A 17,600-nucleotide genomic window follows, 5' to 3' on the forward strand; every position below is an offset into this window, starting at 1 on the left:
GGCCCGCGGCCGGGTGACGGCCGCGGGCCTTGTCCCGGCCGGTCGCGCGGTCACCCGCGCCCCTTCGGGCCGCTCACCAGGCGAAGGCCTCCGGCGACGGGCCGGGGCCCGGGAAGATCTCGTCCAGGGCGCTCAGCAGCTCCTCGCCCAGCTCCAGCTCCACGGCCCTCAGCGCCGACTCCAGCTGTCCCGCGGTGCGCGGGCCGACGATCGGTCCGGTCACGCCGGGGCGGGTGAGCAGCCAGGCCAGGGCCACCTCGCCGGGCTCCAGACCGTGCTTGTCGAGCAGGTCCTCGTAGGCCTGGATGCGTGCGCGGGCCGCCGGGTCGTTCAGGGTGTCCGCGGCCCGGCCGGAGGCGCGGCGGCCGCCCTGGACCTCCTTCTTGATGATCCCGCCCAGCAGACCGCCGTGCAGCGGCGACCATGGGATGACACCGAGGCCGTACTCCCGCGCGGCCGGGATGACCTCCATCTCGGCGCGGCGCTCGGCGAGGTTGTACAGGCACTGCTCGCTGACCAGGCCGATGGTGCCGCCGCGGCGGGCGGCGGCCTCGTTGGCCTGGGCGATCTTGTAGCCGGGGAAGTTGGACGAGCCGGCGTAGAGGATCTTGCCCTGCTGGACGAGGACGTCGATCGCCTGCCAGATCTCGTCGAAGGGGGTGCTGCGGTCGATGTGGTGGAACTGGTAGACGTCGATGTGGTCCGTCTGCAGCCGCTTCAGGCTGGCGTCCACCGCGCGCCGGATGTTCAGCGCGGAGAGCTTGTCGTGGTTGGGCCAGGCGGCCTCGCCGTCTGCGGCCATGTTGCCGTACACCTTGGTGGCGACGACGGTCCTGTCACGGCGTCCGCCGCCCTGGGCGAACCAGTTGCCGATGATGGACTCGGTGCGCCCCTTGTTCTCGCCCCAGCCGTACACGTTGGCGGTGTCGAAGAAGTTGATGCCCGCGTCCAGCGCCGCGTCCATGATCGCGTGGCTGTCGGCTTCGTCGGTCTGCGGACCGAAGTTCATCGTCCCGAGGACGAGTCGGCCGACCTTGAGTCCCGTGCGTCCGAGCTGCGTGTACTCCATGGTCCACCAGCCAACGGCCTGGAGTGCGCTCTAGGCAAGGGCATGCGGGACCGCGCGCCCGTCCGGACCGGGCGGGGCCGGACGGGCGCGCGGTGCTCGCCGGTCAGTTCGGGAGTTCGCCGAACATGCCGGGCTCGTAGGAGCCTCCCTGGTTGCGCGCGATCACGCCGAGCCGGTTGGCCGCGTTGATCATGGCGACCAGATAGACCAGCGCCGTGGTCTGGTCGTCGTCGTAGTGCTTGCGCACCTGCTCCCAGGTCTCGTCGGACACGCCTTCGTGGGCGTCGGCGAGCCGGGTGCCCTCCTCGGCGAGCGCCAGCGCGGCCCGCTCGGGCTCGGTGAACACGGTGGAGTGGCGCCAGGCGGCCACCAGGTGGAGGCGGACCGCGGTCTCACCGGCCGCCGTGGCCTCCTTGGTGTGCAGGTCGGTGCAGAAGCCGCAGCCGTTGATCTGGCTGGCGCGCAGCATCATCAGCTCCTGCGTGCTCCTGGGCAGCGCCGACTGCATGATCGCCGTGCTGAGGCCGCCGAAGCGCTTGCCGAGCCTGGCGCCGAGTTCGGTGCTCATCAGGTTGAGACGGGGTTCCATGGCGTGGTCCTCGGGTGTGGAGGAGGCGCCGCGCGCGGTGCCGGCGCGGCGTCATGACGACCACGAGACGCCACCCGGCCCGCCCCTGTGACAGCCCCGACGATGTGACCTGCGCCACCTCACCGGCCCGGCAGGGTGGCTGATGCCGAGCGGGTCGGGGGAGGCGCTCTATGCAGGGGCGTTGGACTGGTCGCGGGGGAAGTCGCCGGTCCTGAGGACCAGGTCGACCACGGTGCCGGTCAGGTCGATGTCGGTGCCGAAGTCCACCGACGTCCTCATGGCGTAGTCGCCGTCTTTGGGGTGCGTGTAGACGGAGCAACGGCCCTGGTAGGGATCGGCGATGACGTAGAGGGGGACCTCGGCGACCGCGTAGGCGGTCTTCTTCGGGCCGTAGTCGTTCTGGGCCGTGCCTTTGGAGATGACCTCGGCGACGAACTCGACGTCCTGGTACCGCCAGTGGCCGGTGTCGTCCTTCTCCGCGGAGTCCTTCAGCAGGGCGATGTCCGGACAGAAACCGTTCTCGCGCCCCGGGAAGTCGATGCGGACGTCGGAGAACACCTTGAGGTCCATCCCGAACTTGTCCTCCAGTGCCCGCACGATGCGGCGAATGATCTCCCAGTGAATGTCCCGCTGCGGCGTCATGAACAGGCTGCCCTCGACAATCTCGGCCCTGAATCCTTCGGGGACGGGCATCCGCTCCAGGCGCTCGAACCATTCGTCCAGGCGCTCGGTCTCGTCGTCGGCGTCGGCCATGGCGATCCTGTCTTCGAGGACGGTCATCGTGGCGCTCCTCCCCGGCTGCCCCACGGACGAGTGCAGCCGCGCGGTTCAACGATACGCACCGTGACCGGGTGACGCCGGAATCAGGTCAGTCCGTTCCGGTCGCGTACGCCTGTCCGAGCCCCCACGCCTCCCACATCGCCCCCGCGAACGCCTCCGCGATCAGGTGCTCCCCGCGCGCGTTGGGGTGGGTGCCGTCGTAGGTGTCGGTGTGGATGTCGTACGCCTCGGGCGGCGAGGCCAGCAACAGCGGCGAGCGGGGCTCGTCGAGGTCGGCGACCGTCTTGGCGAGCAGGACGTTGAACCGGTCCACCTGCTCGGCGAAGGGCGGGTCCGCCGCGGCCCGGATGTTCGGGATGACCGGCAGCAGCACCATGCGGATGCGCGGGTCGGCCTCGCGGGCCCCGGCGACGAAGGCGCGTACGTTCTGAGCCGTCTGCTCGGCGTTCGTGTAGAAGCCCAGGTCGATCAGGCCCAGGGAGACCAGGAGGATGTCGGGGCGGTGGTCCCGCACCGCGTCGCCGATCAGCGGGGCCATGTGCTGCCAGCCCTCGCCCCAGCCCGCCAGGTGGGCACGGGGGAAGCCGGGGTCGGCGTAGGCGAGGGACGTCGGGGCGTCGGCCTGCTTGTCGTACAGCGTCTCGCGCGGGCCGACGAAGGTGACCGGGCCGCCGTACGCCACGCACAGGTGCCGCCACAGACGGTGACGCCATGTGTGTTCGCCCGCGCTCCCGATCGTCATGGAGTCGCCCACGGGCATGAACCTGAGCATGCGCTCATGATGGACGATCGCCGTGACCGGTGGGGTCGGTGGGGCCTGTGAGGCGGGCCACGTCCCCTGAACGCCCGCCGGGAATGGCAGTCTTGGGGGCATGCGTCGATCGTTCGCCGTTCTCGCCGGGGTGCTGCTCACCGGCGCCAGCGTGCTGCCCGCCTCCGCCGCCGGCCCGGCCGGTGACCAAGGATTCACCATCAAGGACCCGCGGATCACCGAGTCCAGCGGGCTCGCCGCCTCCCGGCTGCATCCGGGCGTCTACTGGACGCACAACGACAGCGACGACGGGCCGTACCTGTACGCCGTGGACAGCGCCACCGGCCGGACGGTCGCCCGGATCACCCTGCGCGGCATCGGCTCTCCGCGCGACGTCGAGGCCATCTCCATCGGGCCGCACAACGAGATCTACGTCGGTGACATCGGCGACAACTTCGGCGGCAGATGGCCGTACGTGTGGATCTACCGGCTGCCCGAGCCCGAGCGGCTGACGGACCAGACCGTCACGGCCACCCAGTACGTCGTGAAGTACGAGAACGGGCCGCGCGACGCCGAGTCGCTGCTCGTGCACCCGAAGACCGGGCGCGTCTACATCATCGACAAGCACGAGGACGGCGGGCACCTGTACGAGGGCCCGGCCACCCTCTCCACGTCCGGTGCCAACGTCTTCAAGCCCGTCGCCGCCGTCGACCTCTGGGCCACCGACGCCGCCTTCTCCCCGGACGGCGGTCAGCTCGCCGTGCGCGGCTACTTCGGCGGCATCCGCTACGACTGGAACGGCGGCCGGATCAAGCGCGAGGGCTCTCTGGAGGTGCCCCTGCAGGGGCAGGGCGAGTCCGTGTCGTACTCCGCCGACGGCACCAAGCTGATGTACGGCAGCGAGGGCGCGGACAGCGCGGTGCGGGCGGAGGACGCCCCCGGCCGGCCGGGCGGGAAGTCACCGTCGGCGAGCGGGACTTCCGGCGCCTTTGCGGACGACGGCGGCAGTTCGGGCCTCAGGACGGGCGTCGTGGTCGTCGCCGTCGGCGTGGCGGCCCTGTTCGGGCTGCGGTGGCTGCGGCGGAGGTGAACTCCGGTCCCCGTCGGCGGAGCGGGAATCCGCGGCCGCGGGGTGGTGGAACGCGCGAAGGGCGCCCGGTGTCCGCCGGGCGCCCTCAGCCGTCGCGAACGACGCGGTGACTGCTGCCGGATGCGGCTACAGCTTCTCGGTCACAGCTTCTCGATCACGTAGTCGACGCACTTCGTCAGCGCCTCGACGTCCGCCGGGTCGATCGCCGGGAACATCGCGACACGCAGCTGGTTGCGGCCCAGCTTGCGGTACGGCTCGGTGTCGACGATGCCGTTCGCGCGCAGCACCTTGGCGACGGCGGAGGCGTCGATCTCGTCGGAGAAGTCGATGGTGCCGATGACCTGCGAGCGCTTGGCCGGGTCCGCGACGAACGGGGTCGCGTACTTGGACTCCTCCGCCCAGGAGTACAGGCGGCTGGAGGAGTCCTTGGTGCGGGCCGTGGACCAGGCGAGGCCGCCCTGGCCGTTGAGCCACTCCAGCTGCTCGTTCAGCAGGAACAGGGTGGCGAGGGCCGGGGTGTTGTACGTCTGGTTCTTGCGGGAGTTGTCGATCGCCGTCGGCAGGCTGAAGAACTCCGGGACGTGGCGGCCGGAGGCGTGGATCCGCTCCGCGCGCTCGATCGCGGCCGGGGAGAAGACGCCGATCCACAGGCCGCCGTCGGAGGCGAAGGACTTCTGCGGGGCGAAGTAGTAGACGTCCGTCTCGGCGATGTCGACCGGCAGGCCGCCCGCGCCGGAGGTGGCGTCCACGAGGACGAGCGCGCCCTCGTCGGCACCGGCCACCCGCCTGATCGGCATGGCGACACCGGTGGAGGTCTCGTTGTGGGTGAAGGCGTAGACGTCGACGCCCGCCTCGGCCCGCGGCTCCGGGTGGGTGCCGGGGTCGGCGGCGATGACGGTCGGCTCGGCCAGCCAGGGGGCGAGCTTCGCCGCCTTGGCGAACTTGGAGGAGAACTCACCGAAGTTCAGGTGCTGCGACTTGTTCTCGATCAGACCGTGCGTGGCGATGTCCCAGAAGGCGGTGGAGCCGCCGTTGCCGAGGACGACCTCGTAGCCCTCGGGCAGCGAGAACAGCTCGGAGATGCCCTCACGGACCTTGCCGACCAGGTTCTTGACCGGCGCCTGACGGTGGGAGGTGCCCAGCAGGGACGTACCGGTGGCGGCGAGGGCGTCCAGCGCCTCGGTCCGCACCTTGGAGGGGCCCGCGCCGAAGCGTCCGTCGGCGGGCTTGATGTCAGCGGGAATCTGGATGTCGGCCACGCAAGGAGGTTAACCGCTGACGGAAAGCGAGGCGGAGACGTGTCCGTTCGATGAGACGAGATCACCGGGACGCGGACTTGTGATGTCGTACGACGATCGGTGCGGGGCTGTGGAAAACCCTCGGTGACTGTCCGTGATCGGATGCATCCTGGACGCATGACGGATCGTGCGGAAGTTGCGGATGTCGCGGAACTTGCGGGAGCGCTGCGCAAGGCCGTCCGGGGCGAGGTCGGGTTCGACGCCACCGCCCGGGCGCTCGTCACCATGGACGCGTCCAATTACCGGCGGGTCCCGCTGGGGGTGGTGGCCCCCAGGGACGCCGGCGACGTGGCCGCCGTGCTGGAGGTGTGCCGGGCGCGCGGGGTCCCGGTGGTGGCGCGCGGCGGCGGCACCTCCATCGCCGGGCAGGCGACCGGCACCGGCGTGGTGCTGGACTTCACCCGGCACATGACCGGCCTGCTGGAGCTGGACCCGGGCAGCCGCAGCGCCGTCGTGCAGCCGGGGCTCGTCCTCGACCGGCTCCAGGAGGCCGCCGCCCCGCACGGACTGCGGTTCGGCCCCGATCCCTCCACGCACGGCAGGTGCACGCTCGGCGGGATGATCGGCAACAACTCGTGCGGCTCCCATTCGGTCGCCTGGGGCACGACCGCGGACAGCGTGCGGGAGCTGTCCGTCGTCACCGCGCGTGGGCAGCGGCTGCGGCCGGGCCCCGGCTGGGCCGGCGCCCCCGACGGGTTGCGGCAGCTGGCCGAGACCGAACTGGCCCGCCTGCGCACCGGCTTCCCGGACCTGCCCCGCCGCATCTCCGGCTACGCGCTGGACGCGCTGCTGCCCGAGAAGGGCGCGGACGTCGCCCGCTCCTTCTGCGGCTCCGAGGGCACCCTCGGCATCCTCACCGAGGCCGTGGTCCGGCTGGTCGAGGACCCCCGCGCGCGTGCCCTGGCCGTGCTGTCGTACGCCGACGAGAGCGCCGCCGCCGAGGCGGCTGCGGGCCTGCTGCCGTTCCGGCCGCTCACGGTGGAGGGCATGGCGGCCGACCTGGTGCCGGCCGGGGCCGGGCTGCCCGCCGGGGGCGCCTGGCTGTTCGTGGAGACCGGCGGCGGGACACCGGCCGAGGCACGCGCGCGTGCGGAGGAGATCGTGCGCGCGGCGGACGTCGTGGACGCGCTGGTCGTGACCGACGCGGCGGCCCAGCGCGTGCTGTGGCGCATCCGCGAGGACGCGAGCGGCACGGCCACCCGGATGCCGGACGGCACGGAGGCCTGGCCCGGCTGGGAGGACTGCGCGGTGCCGCCCGCCCGGCTCGGCGGTTACCTCCGCGACTTCCGCTCCCTGCTGACGGCCCACGGACTGCGCGGCACGCCGTACGGGCACTTCGGCGACGGCTGCATCCACGTCCGCATCGACTTCGACCTGCTCACCGAGGCCGGCGTCGGCCGCTTCCGCCGCTTCTCCGAGGAACTGGCCGACCTGGTGGTGGCCCACGGCGGTTCGCTGTCCGGGGAGCACGGCGACGGCCAGGCCCGCGCGGAACTGCTGCCCCGGATGTACGGCGCGGAGACGGTGGCGCTGTTCGAGCGGGCCAAGGCGCTCTGGGACCCGGACGACCTGCTCAACCCCGGCATGCTGGTCCGGCCGGCGCGGCTGGACGACAACCTCCGCTTCTCGGTGCTGCCCCGCCGCCCGGTCGACGTGGCCTTCGGGTACCCGGCCGACGGCGGCGACTTCCGCGCGGCCGTCCGCCGCTGCGTCGGCGTCGCCAAGTGCCGTACGGCCACGGCGGCCGGACCCGCCGTCATGTGCCCCTCCTTCCGCGCCACCGGCGAGGAGGAGCACTCCACCCGCGGCCGGGCCCGGCTGCTGCACGAGATGCTGGCGGGCGAGGTGGTCACCGACGGCTGGCGTTCCACGGAGGTCCGGGACGCCCTCGACCTCTGCCTGTCCTGCAAGGGCTGCCGCTCTGACTGCCCGGTCGGCGTGGACATGGCCACCTACAAGGCCGAGTTCCTGCACCACCACTACGCGGGCCGCCGACGCCCCGCCGCCCACCACAGCATGGGCCGGCTGCCGGAGTGGCTCCACCTGGCCGCCGCCACCCGGACGGCCCCGCTGCTCAACGCGCTCGCACGGGGCGGACCGTCGGCGCGGCTCGCCAAACACCTGGGCGGTATCGCACCCGAGCGGCGGCTCCCCCGCCTGGCGACGCGGACGTTCACCGGCTGGTGGCGCGGGCGGAAGCCCGTCGGGGAGGACTCCGGTGAGCTGGTCGTGCTCTGGCCGGACACCTTCACCGAACATCTCTCCCCGTCCGTCGGCCGGGCCGCCGTCCGGGTGCTGGAGGCGGCCGGGCTGCGGGTGGCACTCCCGCCCACGCTGCCGCCGGGCCGCGGGGCGGTCGCGGACGGCCGGACCCGGGCGGCGACCGCGCTGCTCACGGCCCGCCGGGCCCGGGTCTGCTGCGGCCTGACCTACCTCTCCACCGGCCAGCTCGACCGCGCCCGCACGGTGCTGCGCCGCACGCTGGACCTGATGGAACCGGTGCTGCGGGCCGGTGTCCCCGTCGTCGTCCTGGAACCGAGCTGTGCCGCCGCCCTCCGCACCGACCTGCCCGAGCTCCTGCCGGACGACCCGCGAGCCGCCCGGCTGTCCGCCGCGGTACGCACGTTCGCCGAAGCCCTGGAGCGGCACGCCCCGCACTGGACCCCGCCCGCCGTCGGCCGCCCGGTCGCCGGCCAGACCCACTGCCACCAGCACGCGGTGCTCGGCGACGCCCCCGACCGAAGGCTGCGCACCGCCGCCGGCCTGACCGGCGAGCTCAGCGGAGGCTGCTGCGGTCTCGCGGGCAACTTCGGCTTCGAGAAGGGCCACTTCGAGGTCTCCCGGGCCTGCGCGGAGGACCAGCTGCTGCCGTCGGTACGGCAGGCGCCCGAGGACACGGTGATCCTGGCGGACGGCTTCTCCTGCCGCACCCAGCTGGAACAGCTCGCCGGGATCCGGGGCCGGCACCTGGCGGAGGTACTGGCGCAGGCGCTGGAGGAAGGCGGTGCGGGGGAGTGACGGAGGAACACACACGCCTGGCCGTCCTGTCGGACATCCACGGTGTGCTGCCCGCCCTGGAGGCGGTCCTGGCGGAGCCCGAGGTGGCCGCCGCCGACCGGATCGTCCTCACCGGCGACATCACGGCGGGCCCGCAGCCGGCCGAGGTGCTGGACCTGCTGCGGGAGCAGGGCGACCGGGTGCTGTGGGTCGGCGGGAACGCGGACCGGGAGCTGGTGGAGCACCGGCGCGGTGAGCGCGCCCGGATCCCCGACCCCATCGGCCCGTACGCCGCCCGGGCACTCCGCCCGGAGCAGGTCGGCTTCCTGGCCGCCCTGCCCCGCACCCTCACCCTGCGCGTGCGCGGCCTCGGCAAGGTGCTGTTCTGCCACGCCACACCGCGCGACGACGAGGAACTGGTCCTGGTCGACTCCCGCCCGGCCCGCTGGGCGGAGGTCTTCGCCGGCCTGCCCTCCGACATCGGCACCGTCGTCTGCGGCCACACCCACATGCCGTACGTCCGCCTGGCCCACGGCCGTCTGGTGGTCAACCCCGGAAGCGTGGGCATGCCCTACGGCCGCCCGGGAGCCCACTGGTGCCTCCTCGGCCCCGGCACCGACCTGCGCGTGACGCCGTACGACATCCCGGCGGCGACGGCCCGGCTGATCCGCGACTGCGCCTACCCGGACATCGCGCAATGGGCCGACTACTTCCTCAACGCGCGCGCGACGGACACGGAGGTACTGGAGGCGTGGGGGCCGAAGGACCTCCGTTGTTCCGGGACGGGGAGGCCGGGCAGGGGAAGCTGATGCATCCGGGACAGTCGCTTGAGGGGTTCACGCACCTGACGAAGTCCACTACCCTGGACTTGGAAGTACATCGCGATGAACGAACCCGATCAAGCACAGGACCGCCCGTGACCGCCTCGCCCAGCACCGACACCAAGACCCCGGTCGCCCCCGTCGCGGGGCAGCATCGCCTCGGCTCGCTCGGCCCCGTCGGGCTGGTGCTGGCCGGCTGTGTCTCGGTGCAGTTCGGCGGCGCGCTCGCGGTGACCCTGATGCCCCGGGCGGGCGCGGCGGGCGTGGTGACCCTGCGCCTGGTCGCGGCCGCGATCGTCCTCCTCCTGGTCTGCCGCCCCCGCCTGCGGGGCCACTCGCGCACCGACTGGGGCACGGTGGTCGTCTTCGGTATCGCCATGGGTGCGATGAACGGCCTGTTCTACGAGGCGGTGGCCCGTATCCCGCTGGGCCCGGCGGTCACCCTCGAAGTCCTCGGCCCGCTGGCCCTGTCCGTCCTGGCCTCCCGCCGCGCGATCAACGTGCTCTGGGCCGGCCTGGCCCTCGGGGGTGTGTTCCTGCTCGGCGGCGGAGGCTTCGGCGACCTGGACCCCATAGGTGTCGCCTTCGCCCTCGGAGCGGGAGCCATGTGGGCTGCCTACATAGTCTTCAGCGCCCGTACCGGCCGACGCTTCCCCCAGGCGGACGGCCTGGCCCTGGCCATGGTGGTGGCGGCCGTGCTCTTCCTGCCGATCGGCATCGTCTCGGCGGGCACCCGCCTCCTGAACCCCACCACCATCGCCCTGGGCTCGGCGGTGGCCCTGCTCTCCTCGGTCCTGCCCTACACCCTCGAACTCCTGGCCCTGCGCCGCCTGCCCGCCTCCACGTTCGCGATCATGATGAGTCTCGAACCGGCGATCGCGGCGACGGCCGGCTTCCTGATCCTCGGCCAGTCGCTGTCGGTGCCGGAGGCCGCCGCCATCGCCCTGGTCGTCGCGGCGAGCATCGGCGCGGTCCGCACCCAGGTGGGCCGCGGCAAGCGGCTGCCCCAGGCTCCGGAGGCGTGACGCGTCACGCCCGGTCCCGCCCCGAGATCCGGCGCCCGCTCACCGCCCCGGCGAGTTCCGCGACGTCCTGGGTTTCCGGCCGCGGGCGGCGGTTCAGCCCTTCACCGACTCCATGAACGCCGACCAGGCGGTGGCCGGGAAGAGGAGGATGGGTGCGGGGGCCTTGGAGTCGCGGACCGCTATGTGAGGGTCAAGGGCGGCCACTTCGACGCACTGGCCGCCGGTGTCACCGCTGTAGGAGGACTTACGCCAGGTCGCGCCTAGGTGTCGGTTCGTTTCCATAACGCTCCTTCATCACGCGCGTGATCAGCGCCGCCGAGTCCTCGGCGGAGAGCGCCGCAGCCTGAAGTTGATCGTAACGGACCGAACCTTCCTTGACGGCTTGCGGATTGGCCGTCATGTGGCCTTGGACGAAGTCCTCGCTGTAGACGATGTCGGGGTCCTTCTCGAAGCGCAGGAGAGCGAACGACCCCATGAGGCCGGCGTGGGCGCCGACGGAGAACGGCAGCACCTGAACGGTCACCCAAGAGCGGTGCTGCATGGTCAACAGGTGCGCGAGTTGTTCTCGCATGACGTGCCGATCGCCGATCTCCTGATGCAGTACGGCCTCGCTGAGCACCGCCCAGGTCGCCGGCGGCTCATCGCGGCCCAGGATCCGCTGCCGCTCCAGTCGGGCGGCCACCCGCGAGTCGAGGTCCGTACGATCCCGTAGGCCCAGCACGGTGCGCGCGTACGCCTCGGTCTGTAGAAGTCCGTCCACCAGCTGCGCCTGAAACGTGGAGATGTACGCCGCCCGTGCCTCCAGCTCCGCGTACGGCTGGAACCAACTCGGCAGCTGGCTGCGCAACACCAGTCCCACCAGTCGCGAGAACAACCCGTCCGTCCCCAGCGCGGCGTCCAACCGCTCGGAGAAGTCCCGTTGCGGCACCCTCGCCGCCGTTTCGATCTGCCCGATCAGCGACCCCGTGCAGAACACGATCGCGCCGAGCTGTGCCAGCGTCAGGCCGGCCGACTCTCTCGCCCGCCGCAGCTCGTAGCCGTAGTAGTCCAGCGGCGACGCGCTCGGATCCAGTTCGCGGCTGCGCACACCCACCACCTCCCCTCACCGACGGTAGCGACCGGCATGCGCCGTGGAGTCGGCAACGCGGGAATGTCACCCTGCGGATCCCCCTTTCCTCCGTCACCCTGAAGAGGCAGATCGGAACCGGAGAGGTGATCCAGTGACCGGGAACAGCGACTCCATCCGCCCCCTGAAGATCACCGCCCGTGGCCGGGCCGTGCTCTCCGACCCCCGGATCAACCGCGGTACGGCGTTCACCGGGCCGGAGCGCCGGGCCCTGGACCTCGTCGGCCTGGTCCCGCCGCACGTGCTCACCCAGGACGAGCAGGCCGAACGCGCCTACGCCCAGTTCCGTGAGCAGCCGAACGACCTGGCCAAGAGCGTCAACCTGACCAACCTGCACGACCGCAACGAGACGCTGTTCTACCGGCTCGTCGGCGACCACCTCGAAGAGATGCTGCCCATCGTCTACACGCCGACCGTGGGCACGGCCATCGAGCGCTACAGCTACGAGTACCGCCGCCCGCGCGGCATCTACCTCTCCGTGGACGCCCCCGACGACATCGAACGCTCCCTGCGCGCGAGCGGGCTCGGCGCCGGCGACGTCGACCTGATCGTGGCCACCGACGGCGAGGGCATCCTCGGCATCGGCGACTGGGGCGTCGGCGGCATCGACATCGCCGTCGGCAAGCTGGCCGTCTACACCGCCGCCGTCGGCATCGACCCGCGCCGCACCCTGCCGGTCATGCTCGACGCCGGCACCAACCGCCGGGAGCTCCTCGACAACCCCCTCTACCTCGGCAACCGGCATCCGAGGGCCGACCGCGACACCTACGACGCGTTCATCGACGCCTATGTCACCACCGCCACCCGGCTCTTCCCGGACGCCCTGCTGCACTGGGAGGACTTCGGCACCGCCAACGCACGCCGCATCCTCGACCGTTACCGCGACCGGGTCTGCACCTTCAACGACGACATCCAGGGCACCGGCGCCGTGAACCTCGCCGCCGTCCTGTCCGGCGTCCGCGCCACCGGAACACCCCTGCCCGAGCACCGGATCGTCGTCTTCGGCGCGGGCACCGCCGGCATCGGCGTCGCCGACCAGCTCCGCGACGCCCTGATCGCCGAGGGGCTCACCGGGGCCGAGGCCGTCGCCCGCTTCTGGTGCGTCGACCGGTACGGCCTGCTCACCGGCGACCAGGGCGACCAGCTCCGCGACGTCCAGCGGGCGTACGCGCGCCCGGCCGGTGAGGTCGAGGGCTGGCGGCGGGACGAGGACCTGCCCGGCATCCCGCTCGGCGAGGTGGTCCGCCGGGTCCGTCCGACCATCCTGATCGGCACCTCGGGCCGGGGCGGCGCCTTCACCGAGGAGATCGTGCGCGCCATGGCCGAGCACGCCGGGCGGCCGATCATCCTGCCCATGTCCAACCCCACCGACCTGGCCGAGGCCACCCCCGCCGACCTGCTCGACTGGACCGACGGCAAGGCCCTGGTGGCCACCGGCAGTCCCTTCGCGCCGGTCGAGCGGGACGGCACGACGTACGAGATCGGCCAGGCCAACAACGCGCTGGTGTTCCCCGGGCTCGGCCTCGGCGTGATCGTCACCCGCGCCTCCCGCATCACCGACCGCATGCTCCGCGCGGCGGCCGACGCGGTGGCCCGCCGGACCGGCGACACGGCGGTCGCCCGCGCCGACGCGCCGGTCCTCCCGCCGATCCGTGACCTGCGCGCCACCTCGGAAGCGGTCGCCGTGGCCGTGGCCCGGACGGCCGTGGCGGAGGGAGTGGCCCGGACCGTCCCGGACGATGTCGGTGCGGCGGTGCGGGCGGCCCGCTGGGAGCCGGCGTACCCACCGGTGGAAGCGGTGTGACGGACGCCGGCGAGAGCGCCCGCGTGACGCACGCCCGCGAGAGCGCGTGACGGACGCCGGGGGAGGGCCGCACGGTTCGCTTCGGCCAAATTAATGCAAGCATGCTTGATTGTTTCTGGCCCCGCTGCCATGCTCCCCTCCATGTCCGACCCGACGCCCGTCTTCGACGACCTGCGCGAGGAAAGCGACCAACTCGACCTCTTGGTAGGCGAGTTGAGTGAGGATCGGTGGGCGCTCGCGACGCCCGCGCCGCGCTGGACCATCGCCCACCAGATCGCCCATCTGCACTGGACCGACCAGGCCGCACTGCTCGCCGTCACGGACCAGGACGGCTTCCAGGAAGCCGTGAAGCGGGCGCTCGCGGCCCCCGACTCCTTCGTGGACGAGGCCGCGGAGGAAGGCGCCCGGCTCGCGCCCGCCGAGCTGCTCGCCCGGTGGCGGGAGGGCCGGACCGCACTGGACCGGGCACTGCGGGCGGCACCGAGCGGCACCCGGTTCCCCTGGTTCGGGCCGCCCATGTCGGCCGCCTCAATGGCCACGGGCCGTCTCATGGAGACCTGGGCCCATGGGCAGGACGTGGCGGACGCCCTGGGTGTGGTGCGCGCCCCGACCGACCGGCTCCGGCATGTGGTCCGCATCGGGGTGCGGGCGCGGGACTTCGCCTTCGGGGTGCGCGGCCTGCCCGTCCCGGACGAGGAGTTCCGCATCGAGGTGACCGCGCCGTCGGGGGAGGTGTGGGCTCACGGACCGTCCGGCGCCCGCCAGCGCGTCACCGGCTCCGCCCTGGACTTCTGCCTCCTGGTCACCCAGCGCGCCCACCGCGCCGACCTCGCCCTGACGGCCGTGGGCCCGGACGCCGACCGCTGGCTCGACATCGCCCAGGCCTTCGCGGGCCCGCCCGGCACCGGCCGCCCGCCCAAGGAGGGCACCGAGTGAACCCGCTGCGCATCGGCAACTTCTCCGGCTTCTACGGCGACCGCTCCGACGCCCTGCGCGAGATGCTCACCGGCGGCGGACTCGACGTCCTCACCGGTGACTACCTCGCCGAGCTGACCATGCTGATCCTCGCCCGCGACCGGCTGAAGGACCCCTCCGCCGGGTACGCCCGCACCTTCCTGCGCCAACTGGAGGACTGCCTCGGCCTCGCCCACGAGCGCGGGGTGCGGATCGTCACCAACGCGGGCGGTCTCAACCCCGCCGGACTCGCCGACGCCGTGCGGGCGCTGGCCGGCCGGCTCGGCATCCCGGTCCGGGTCGCGCACGTCGAGGGCGACGATCTGACCGCCGGCCTCCCCCGGCTGCTCGGCCGCGCCCGGCCCGGCGGGACCGCCGACGGCGCCCTCGCCGCCCACGCCTACCTCGGCGGCTTCGGCATCGCCGAGTGCCTGCGGGCCGGCGCCGACGTGGTGATCACCGGCCGGGTGACCGACGCGGCGCTCGTCACCGGGCCCGCCGCCGCCCACTTCGGCTGGCGGCCGGACGAGTACGACCGGCTCGCCGGGGCCGTCGTGGCCGGGCACGTCCTGGAGTGCGGGACCCAGGCGACCGGCGGCAACTACGCGTTCTTCCGGGAGGGCGACGTACGCCGGCCCGGCTTCCCGCTCGCCGAGATCCACGCCGACGGCGGCAGTGTCGTCACCAAGCACCCGGGCACCGGCGGTTTCGTGGACGTGGGCACGGTCACCGCCCAGCTGCTGTACGAGACCGGGGGCGGCCGGTACGCCGGGCCCGATGTCACCGCCCGGCTGGACACCGTACGGCTCGGCCAGGACGGTCCCGACCGGGTGCGGATCGAGGGCGTGCGCGGGGAGGCGCCGCCGCCGACGCTCAAGGTCGGCATCAACCTGATCGGTGGCTTCCGCAACGAGGTCGTCTTCGTCCTCACCGGACTCGACATCGAGGCCAAGGCGGCCCTGGTGCGCGAGCAGCTCGCCGACGCGCTCACCAAGTCGCCGCCCGCGGACGTCCGCTGGGACCTGGTGCGGACGGACCGGGCCGACGCGGACACCGAGGAGACGGCCAGCGCGCTGCTGCGGCTCGTCGTACGGGACCCCGACGAGCGGGTCGTGGGGCGGGCGCTGAGCGGGGCCGCCGTGGAACTGGCGCTCGCCGGCTACCCGGGCTTCCATGTGCTGTCCCCACCAGGAAAGGGCGCCCCGTATGGGGTGTTCGAGGATGTGTACGTGCCCCATGGGGACGTCGACCATATGGCCGTCCTCCACGACGGACGCCGTGTCCCCGTGCCGGCTCCCCGGGAGACCCGGGTCCTGGACGCCGTACCGCCACCGCCCCTGCCCGAACCCCTGCCGCCCGGCCCGGCCCGCCGCGCGCCCCTCGGTCTCGTCGCCGGGGCCCGCAGCGGGGACAAGGGCGGCAACGCGAACGTCGGCGTGTGGGCGCGGACGGACGACGCCTGGCGATGGCTCGCGCACACCCTGACCACCGACGCGTTCCGGCGGCTGCTGCCCGAGACCCGGGACCTGCCCGTCACCCGGCACGTGCTCCCGAACCTGCGCGCCCTCAACTTCGTCGTCGAGGGCATCCTCGGCGCGGGCGTCGCCTCCCAGCACCGCTTCGACCCGCAGGCCAAGGCCCTCGGTGAATGGCTGCGCTCCCGCCACCTGGACATCCCGGAGACCCTGCTGTGACGGTTCTGCAGACCGCTCTCGACCCCACCGGCCCCGACTGCCAGGCCCATCGCCGGTCCATGCTCGCCAAGCTCGCCGATCTGGAGACCGAGCACGCCAAGGCGCTGGCCGGCGGCGGCGAGAAGTACGTCGAACGGCACCGCGGCCGCGGCAAGCTGCTCGCCCGCGAGCGCATCGAGCTGCTGCTGGACCCCGACACCCCGTTCCTCGAACTGTCCCCGCTGGCCGCCTGGGGCAGCGACTACTCCGTCGGCGCCTCCCTCGTCACCGGCATCGGTGTGGTCGAGGGCGTGGAGTGCCTGATCACCGCCAACGACCCGACCGTGCGCGGCGGCGCCAGCAACCCCTGGAGCCTGAAGAAGGCCCTGCGCGCCAACGACATCGCGCTCGCCAACCGGCTGCCCTGCATCAGCCTGGTCGAGTCCGGCGGCGCCGACCTGCCCTCCCAGAAGGAGATCTTCATCCCGGGCGGCGCCATCTTCCGGGACCTGACGAGGCTCTCCGCCGCCGGCATCCCGACCGTCGCCGTCGTCTTCGGCAACTCCACCGCCGGCGGCGCCTACGTCCCCGGCATGTCCGACCACGTGATCATGGTCAAGGAACGCGCCAAGGTGTTCCTCGGCGGGCCGCCGCTGGTGAAGATGGCCACCGGCGAGGAGAGCGACGACGAGTCCCTCGGCGGCGCCGAGATGCACGCGCGGGTCTCCGGACTCGCCGACTACTTCGCCGTGGACGAGCCCGACGCGCTGCGCCAGGCCCGGCGGGTCGTCGCCCGCCTCAACCACCGCAAGGCGTATCCGGACCCCGGCCCCGCCGAGCCGCCCAAGTACGACCCCGAGGAACTCCTCGGCATCGTCCCGGGCGACCTGAAGACCCCCTTCGACCCGCGTGAGGTCATCGCCCGGATCGTGGACGGCTCCGACTTCGACGAGTTCAAACCGCTGTACGGCACCAGCCTGGTCACCGGCTGGGCAGCCCTGCACGGCTACCCCGTCGGCATCCTCGCCAACGCCCGGGGAGTCCTGTTCAGCGCCGAGTCCCAGAAGGCCGCCCAGTTCATCCAGCTCGCCAACCAGCGCGACATCCCGCTGCTCTTCCTGCACAACACCACCGGCTACATGGTCGGCCGGGAGTACGAGCAGGGCGGCATCATCAAGCACGGCGCGATGATGATCAACGCGGTGAGCAACAGCAGGGTCCCGCACCTGTCGGTCCTCATGGGCGCCTCCTACGGCGCCGGGCACTACGGCATGTGCGGCCGCGCCTACGACCCCCGCTTCCTGTTCGCCTGGCCCAGCGCCAAGTCGGCCGTCATGGGCCCCCAGCAGCTCGCGGGCGTGCTGTCGATCGTCGCCCGGCAGTCGGCGGCGGCGAAGGGCCGGCCGTACGACGAGGACGCGGACGCGGCTCTGCGCGCCATGGTGGAGCAGCAGATCGAGTCCGAGTCGCTGCCCATGTTCCTGTCGGGGCGGCTGTACGACGACGGCGTCATCGACCCGCGCGACACCCGCACCGTTCTCGGCCTGTGCCTCTCCGCCGTTCACACCGCGCCCTACGAGGGTGCGCGCGGCGGCTTCGGCGTCTTCCGGATGTGAGGGACCA

15 protein-coding genes are annotated in these 17,600 nt (G+C 72.6%); 8 read left to right on the forward strand and 7 right to left on the reverse strand.

Features of this window, described 5'->3' with window-relative positions; translation table 11 throughout:
- Nucleotides 1-73: 73 nt before the first annotated feature.
- The 4 genes from FHS34_RS16130 to FHS34_RS16145 all read right to left on the reverse strand — a co-directional run bounded on the left by FHS34_RS16130 (nucleotide 74) and on the right by FHS34_RS16145 (nucleotide 3,210).
- Nucleotides 74-1,069, reverse strand: coding sequence for an aldo/keto reductase (locus FHS34_RS16130; RefSeq protein WP_184965711.1), 996 nt, complete (start codon nucleotides 1,067-1,069; stop codon nucleotides 74-76).
- Between the two features lie 103 nt (nucleotides 1,070-1,172).
- Nucleotides 1,173-1,658: a carboxymuconolactone decarboxylase family protein gene (locus FHS34_RS16135; RefSeq protein ID WP_184965713.1), complete on the reverse strand. Its 486-nt coding sequence runs from the start codon at nucleotides 1,656-1,658 to the stop codon at nucleotides 1,173-1,175.
- Nucleotides 1,659-1,826: 168 nt separating this feature from the next.
- A complete protein-coding gene (locus tag FHS34_RS16140) occupies nucleotides 1,827-2,438 on the reverse strand; it encodes a Uma2 family endonuclease (RefSeq protein WP_184965714.1) in 612 nt (203 codons plus the stop codon).
- An 88-nt stretch (nucleotides 2,439-2,526) separates the two neighbouring features.
- On the reverse strand, nucleotides 2,527-3,210 hold the full coding sequence (locus FHS34_RS16145) for a GDSL-type esterase/lipase family protein (protein WP_184965716.1): 684 nt from the start codon (nucleotides 3,208-3,210) through the stop codon (nucleotides 2,527-2,529).
- 100 nt (nucleotides 3,211-3,310) lie between these two features.
- Here FHS34_RS16145 and FHS34_RS16150 point away from each other — a divergent pair, with 100 nt between their 5' ends.
- On the forward strand, nucleotides 3,311-4,279 hold the full coding sequence (locus FHS34_RS16150; RefSeq protein WP_184965718.1) for a WD40 repeat domain-containing protein: 969 nt from the start codon (nucleotides 3,311-3,313) through the stop codon (nucleotides 4,277-4,279).
- Nucleotides 4,280-4,419: 140 nt separating this feature from the next.
- On the opposite strand, the gene serC is transcribed toward FHS34_RS16150, so the two are convergent.
- Entirely contained in the window at nucleotides 4,420-5,538 is a 1,119-nt protein-coding gene (gene serC / locus FHS34_RS16155) for a phosphoserine transaminase (RefSeq protein ID WP_184965720.1), read from the reverse strand.
- A 156-nt stretch (nucleotides 5,539-5,694) separates the two neighbouring features.
- Here serC and FHS34_RS16160 point away from each other — a divergent pair, with 156 nt between their 5' ends.
- From FHS34_RS16160 to FHS34_RS16170, 3 genes are all read left to right on the forward strand, one after another.
- Nucleotides 5,695-8,595, forward strand: a complete 2,901-nt coding sequence (locus tag FHS34_RS16160) for an FAD-binding and (Fe-S)-binding domain-containing protein (protein ID WP_184965723.1) — start codon at nucleotides 5,695-5,697, stop codon at nucleotides 8,593-8,595.
- The gene (locus FHS34_RS16165) at nucleotides 8,592-9,383 is read left to right on the forward strand and encodes a metallophosphoesterase family protein (protein WP_184965725.1); all 792 of its coding nucleotides are present in this window, start codon (nucleotides 8,592-8,594) and stop codon (nucleotides 9,381-9,383) included. The genes FHS34_RS16160 and FHS34_RS16165 overlap by 4 nt, the downstream gene beginning before the upstream one ends.
- Before the next feature lie 107 nt (nucleotides 9,384-9,490).
- On the forward strand, nucleotides 9,491-10,420 hold the full coding sequence (locus tag FHS34_RS16170) for an EamA family transporter (protein ID WP_225817483.1): 930 nt from the start codon (nucleotides 9,491-9,493) through the stop codon (nucleotides 10,418-10,420).
- A gap of 93 nt (nucleotides 10,421-10,513) precedes the next feature.
- On the opposite strand, the gene FHS34_RS16175 is transcribed toward FHS34_RS16170, so the two are convergent.
- Nucleotides 10,514-10,702 carry a DUF397 domain-containing protein gene (locus FHS34_RS16175; RefSeq protein WP_184965729.1) on the reverse strand — a complete coding sequence of 63 codons (189 nt, stop codon included), beginning with the start codon at nucleotides 10,700-10,702 and terminating at the stop codon, nucleotides 10,514-10,516.
- Entirely contained in the window at nucleotides 10,665-11,507 is an 843-nt protein-coding gene (locus FHS34_RS16180) for a helix-turn-helix domain-containing protein (RefSeq protein ID WP_372478574.1), read from the reverse strand. The genes FHS34_RS16175 and FHS34_RS16180 overlap by 38 nt, the downstream gene beginning before the upstream one ends.
- Before the next feature lie 133 nt (nucleotides 11,508-11,640).
- Between FHS34_RS16180 and FHS34_RS16185 the strand changes: the two genes are divergently transcribed.
- The 4 genes from FHS34_RS16185 (at nucleotide 11,641) to FHS34_RS16200 (ending at nucleotide 17,593) form a co-directional block, all read left to right on the forward strand.
- Nucleotides 11,641-13,350 (forward strand): NAD-dependent malic enzyme, encoded by a 1,710-nt coding sequence (locus tag FHS34_RS16185; protein ID WP_184965733.1) that lies wholly within the window; start codon nucleotides 11,641-11,643, stop codon nucleotides 13,348-13,350.
- Between the two features lie 141 nt (nucleotides 13,351-13,491).
- Nucleotides 13,492-14,286 (forward strand): TIGR03084 family metal-binding protein, encoded by a 795-nt coding sequence (locus tag FHS34_RS16190; protein WP_184965735.1) that lies wholly within the window; start codon nucleotides 13,492-13,494, stop codon nucleotides 14,284-14,286.
- Nucleotides 14,283-15,998, forward strand: coding sequence for an acyclic terpene utilization AtuA family protein (locus FHS34_RS16195; protein ID WP_184965737.1), 1,716 nt, complete (start codon nucleotides 14,283-14,285; stop codon nucleotides 15,996-15,998). Before FHS34_RS16190 ends, FHS34_RS16195 begins: the two co-directional genes overlap by 4 nt.
- Nucleotides 15,995-17,593, forward strand: coding sequence for an acyl-CoA carboxylase subunit beta (locus FHS34_RS16200; protein WP_184965740.1), 1,599 nt, complete (start codon nucleotides 15,995-15,997; stop codon nucleotides 17,591-17,593). Before FHS34_RS16195 ends, FHS34_RS16200 begins: the two co-directional genes overlap by 4 nt.
- Nucleotides 17,594-17,600: the final 7 nt, after the last annotated feature.

This window comes from Streptomyces echinatus (assembly GCF_014203595.1).
Classification (GTDB): Bacteria; Actinomycetota; Actinomycetes; order Streptomycetales; family Streptomycetaceae; genus Streptomyces; species Streptomyces echinatus.

Bases quoted from the DNA above. Each gene is read 5' to 3' on its own strand.
- FHS34_RS16190 (WP_184965735.1), top strand. From the start codon at position 13,492: ATGTCCGACCCGACGCCCGTCTTCGACGACCTGCGCGAGGAAAGCGAC.
- FHS34_RS16175 (WP_184965729.1), bottom strand. From the start codon at position 10,702: ATGGAAACGAACCGACACCTAGGCGCGACCTGGCGTAAGTCCTCCTAC.
- FHS34_RS16145 (WP_184965716.1), bottom strand. From the start codon at position 3,210: ATGCTCAGGTTCATGCCCGTGGGCGACTCCATGACGATCGGGAGCGCG.
- FHS34_RS16160 (WP_184965723.1), top strand. From the start codon at position 5,695: ATGACGGATCGTGCGGAAGTTGCGGATGTCGCGGAACTTGCGGGAGCG.
- FHS34_RS16150 (WP_184965718.1), top strand. From the start codon at position 3,311: ATGCGTCGATCGTTCGCCGTTCTCGCCGGGGTGCTGCTCACCGGCGCC.
- FHS34_RS16130 (WP_184965711.1), bottom strand. From the start codon at position 1,069: ATGGAGTACACGCAGCTCGGACGCACGGGACTCAAGGTCGGCCGACTC.
- FHS34_RS16135 (WP_184965713.1), bottom strand. From the start codon at position 1,658: ATGGAACCCCGTCTCAACCTGATGAGCACCGAACTCGGCGCCAGGCTC.
- FHS34_RS16140 (WP_184965714.1), bottom strand. From the start codon at position 2,438: ATGACCGTCCTCGAAGACAGGATCGCCATGGCCGACGCCGACGACGAG.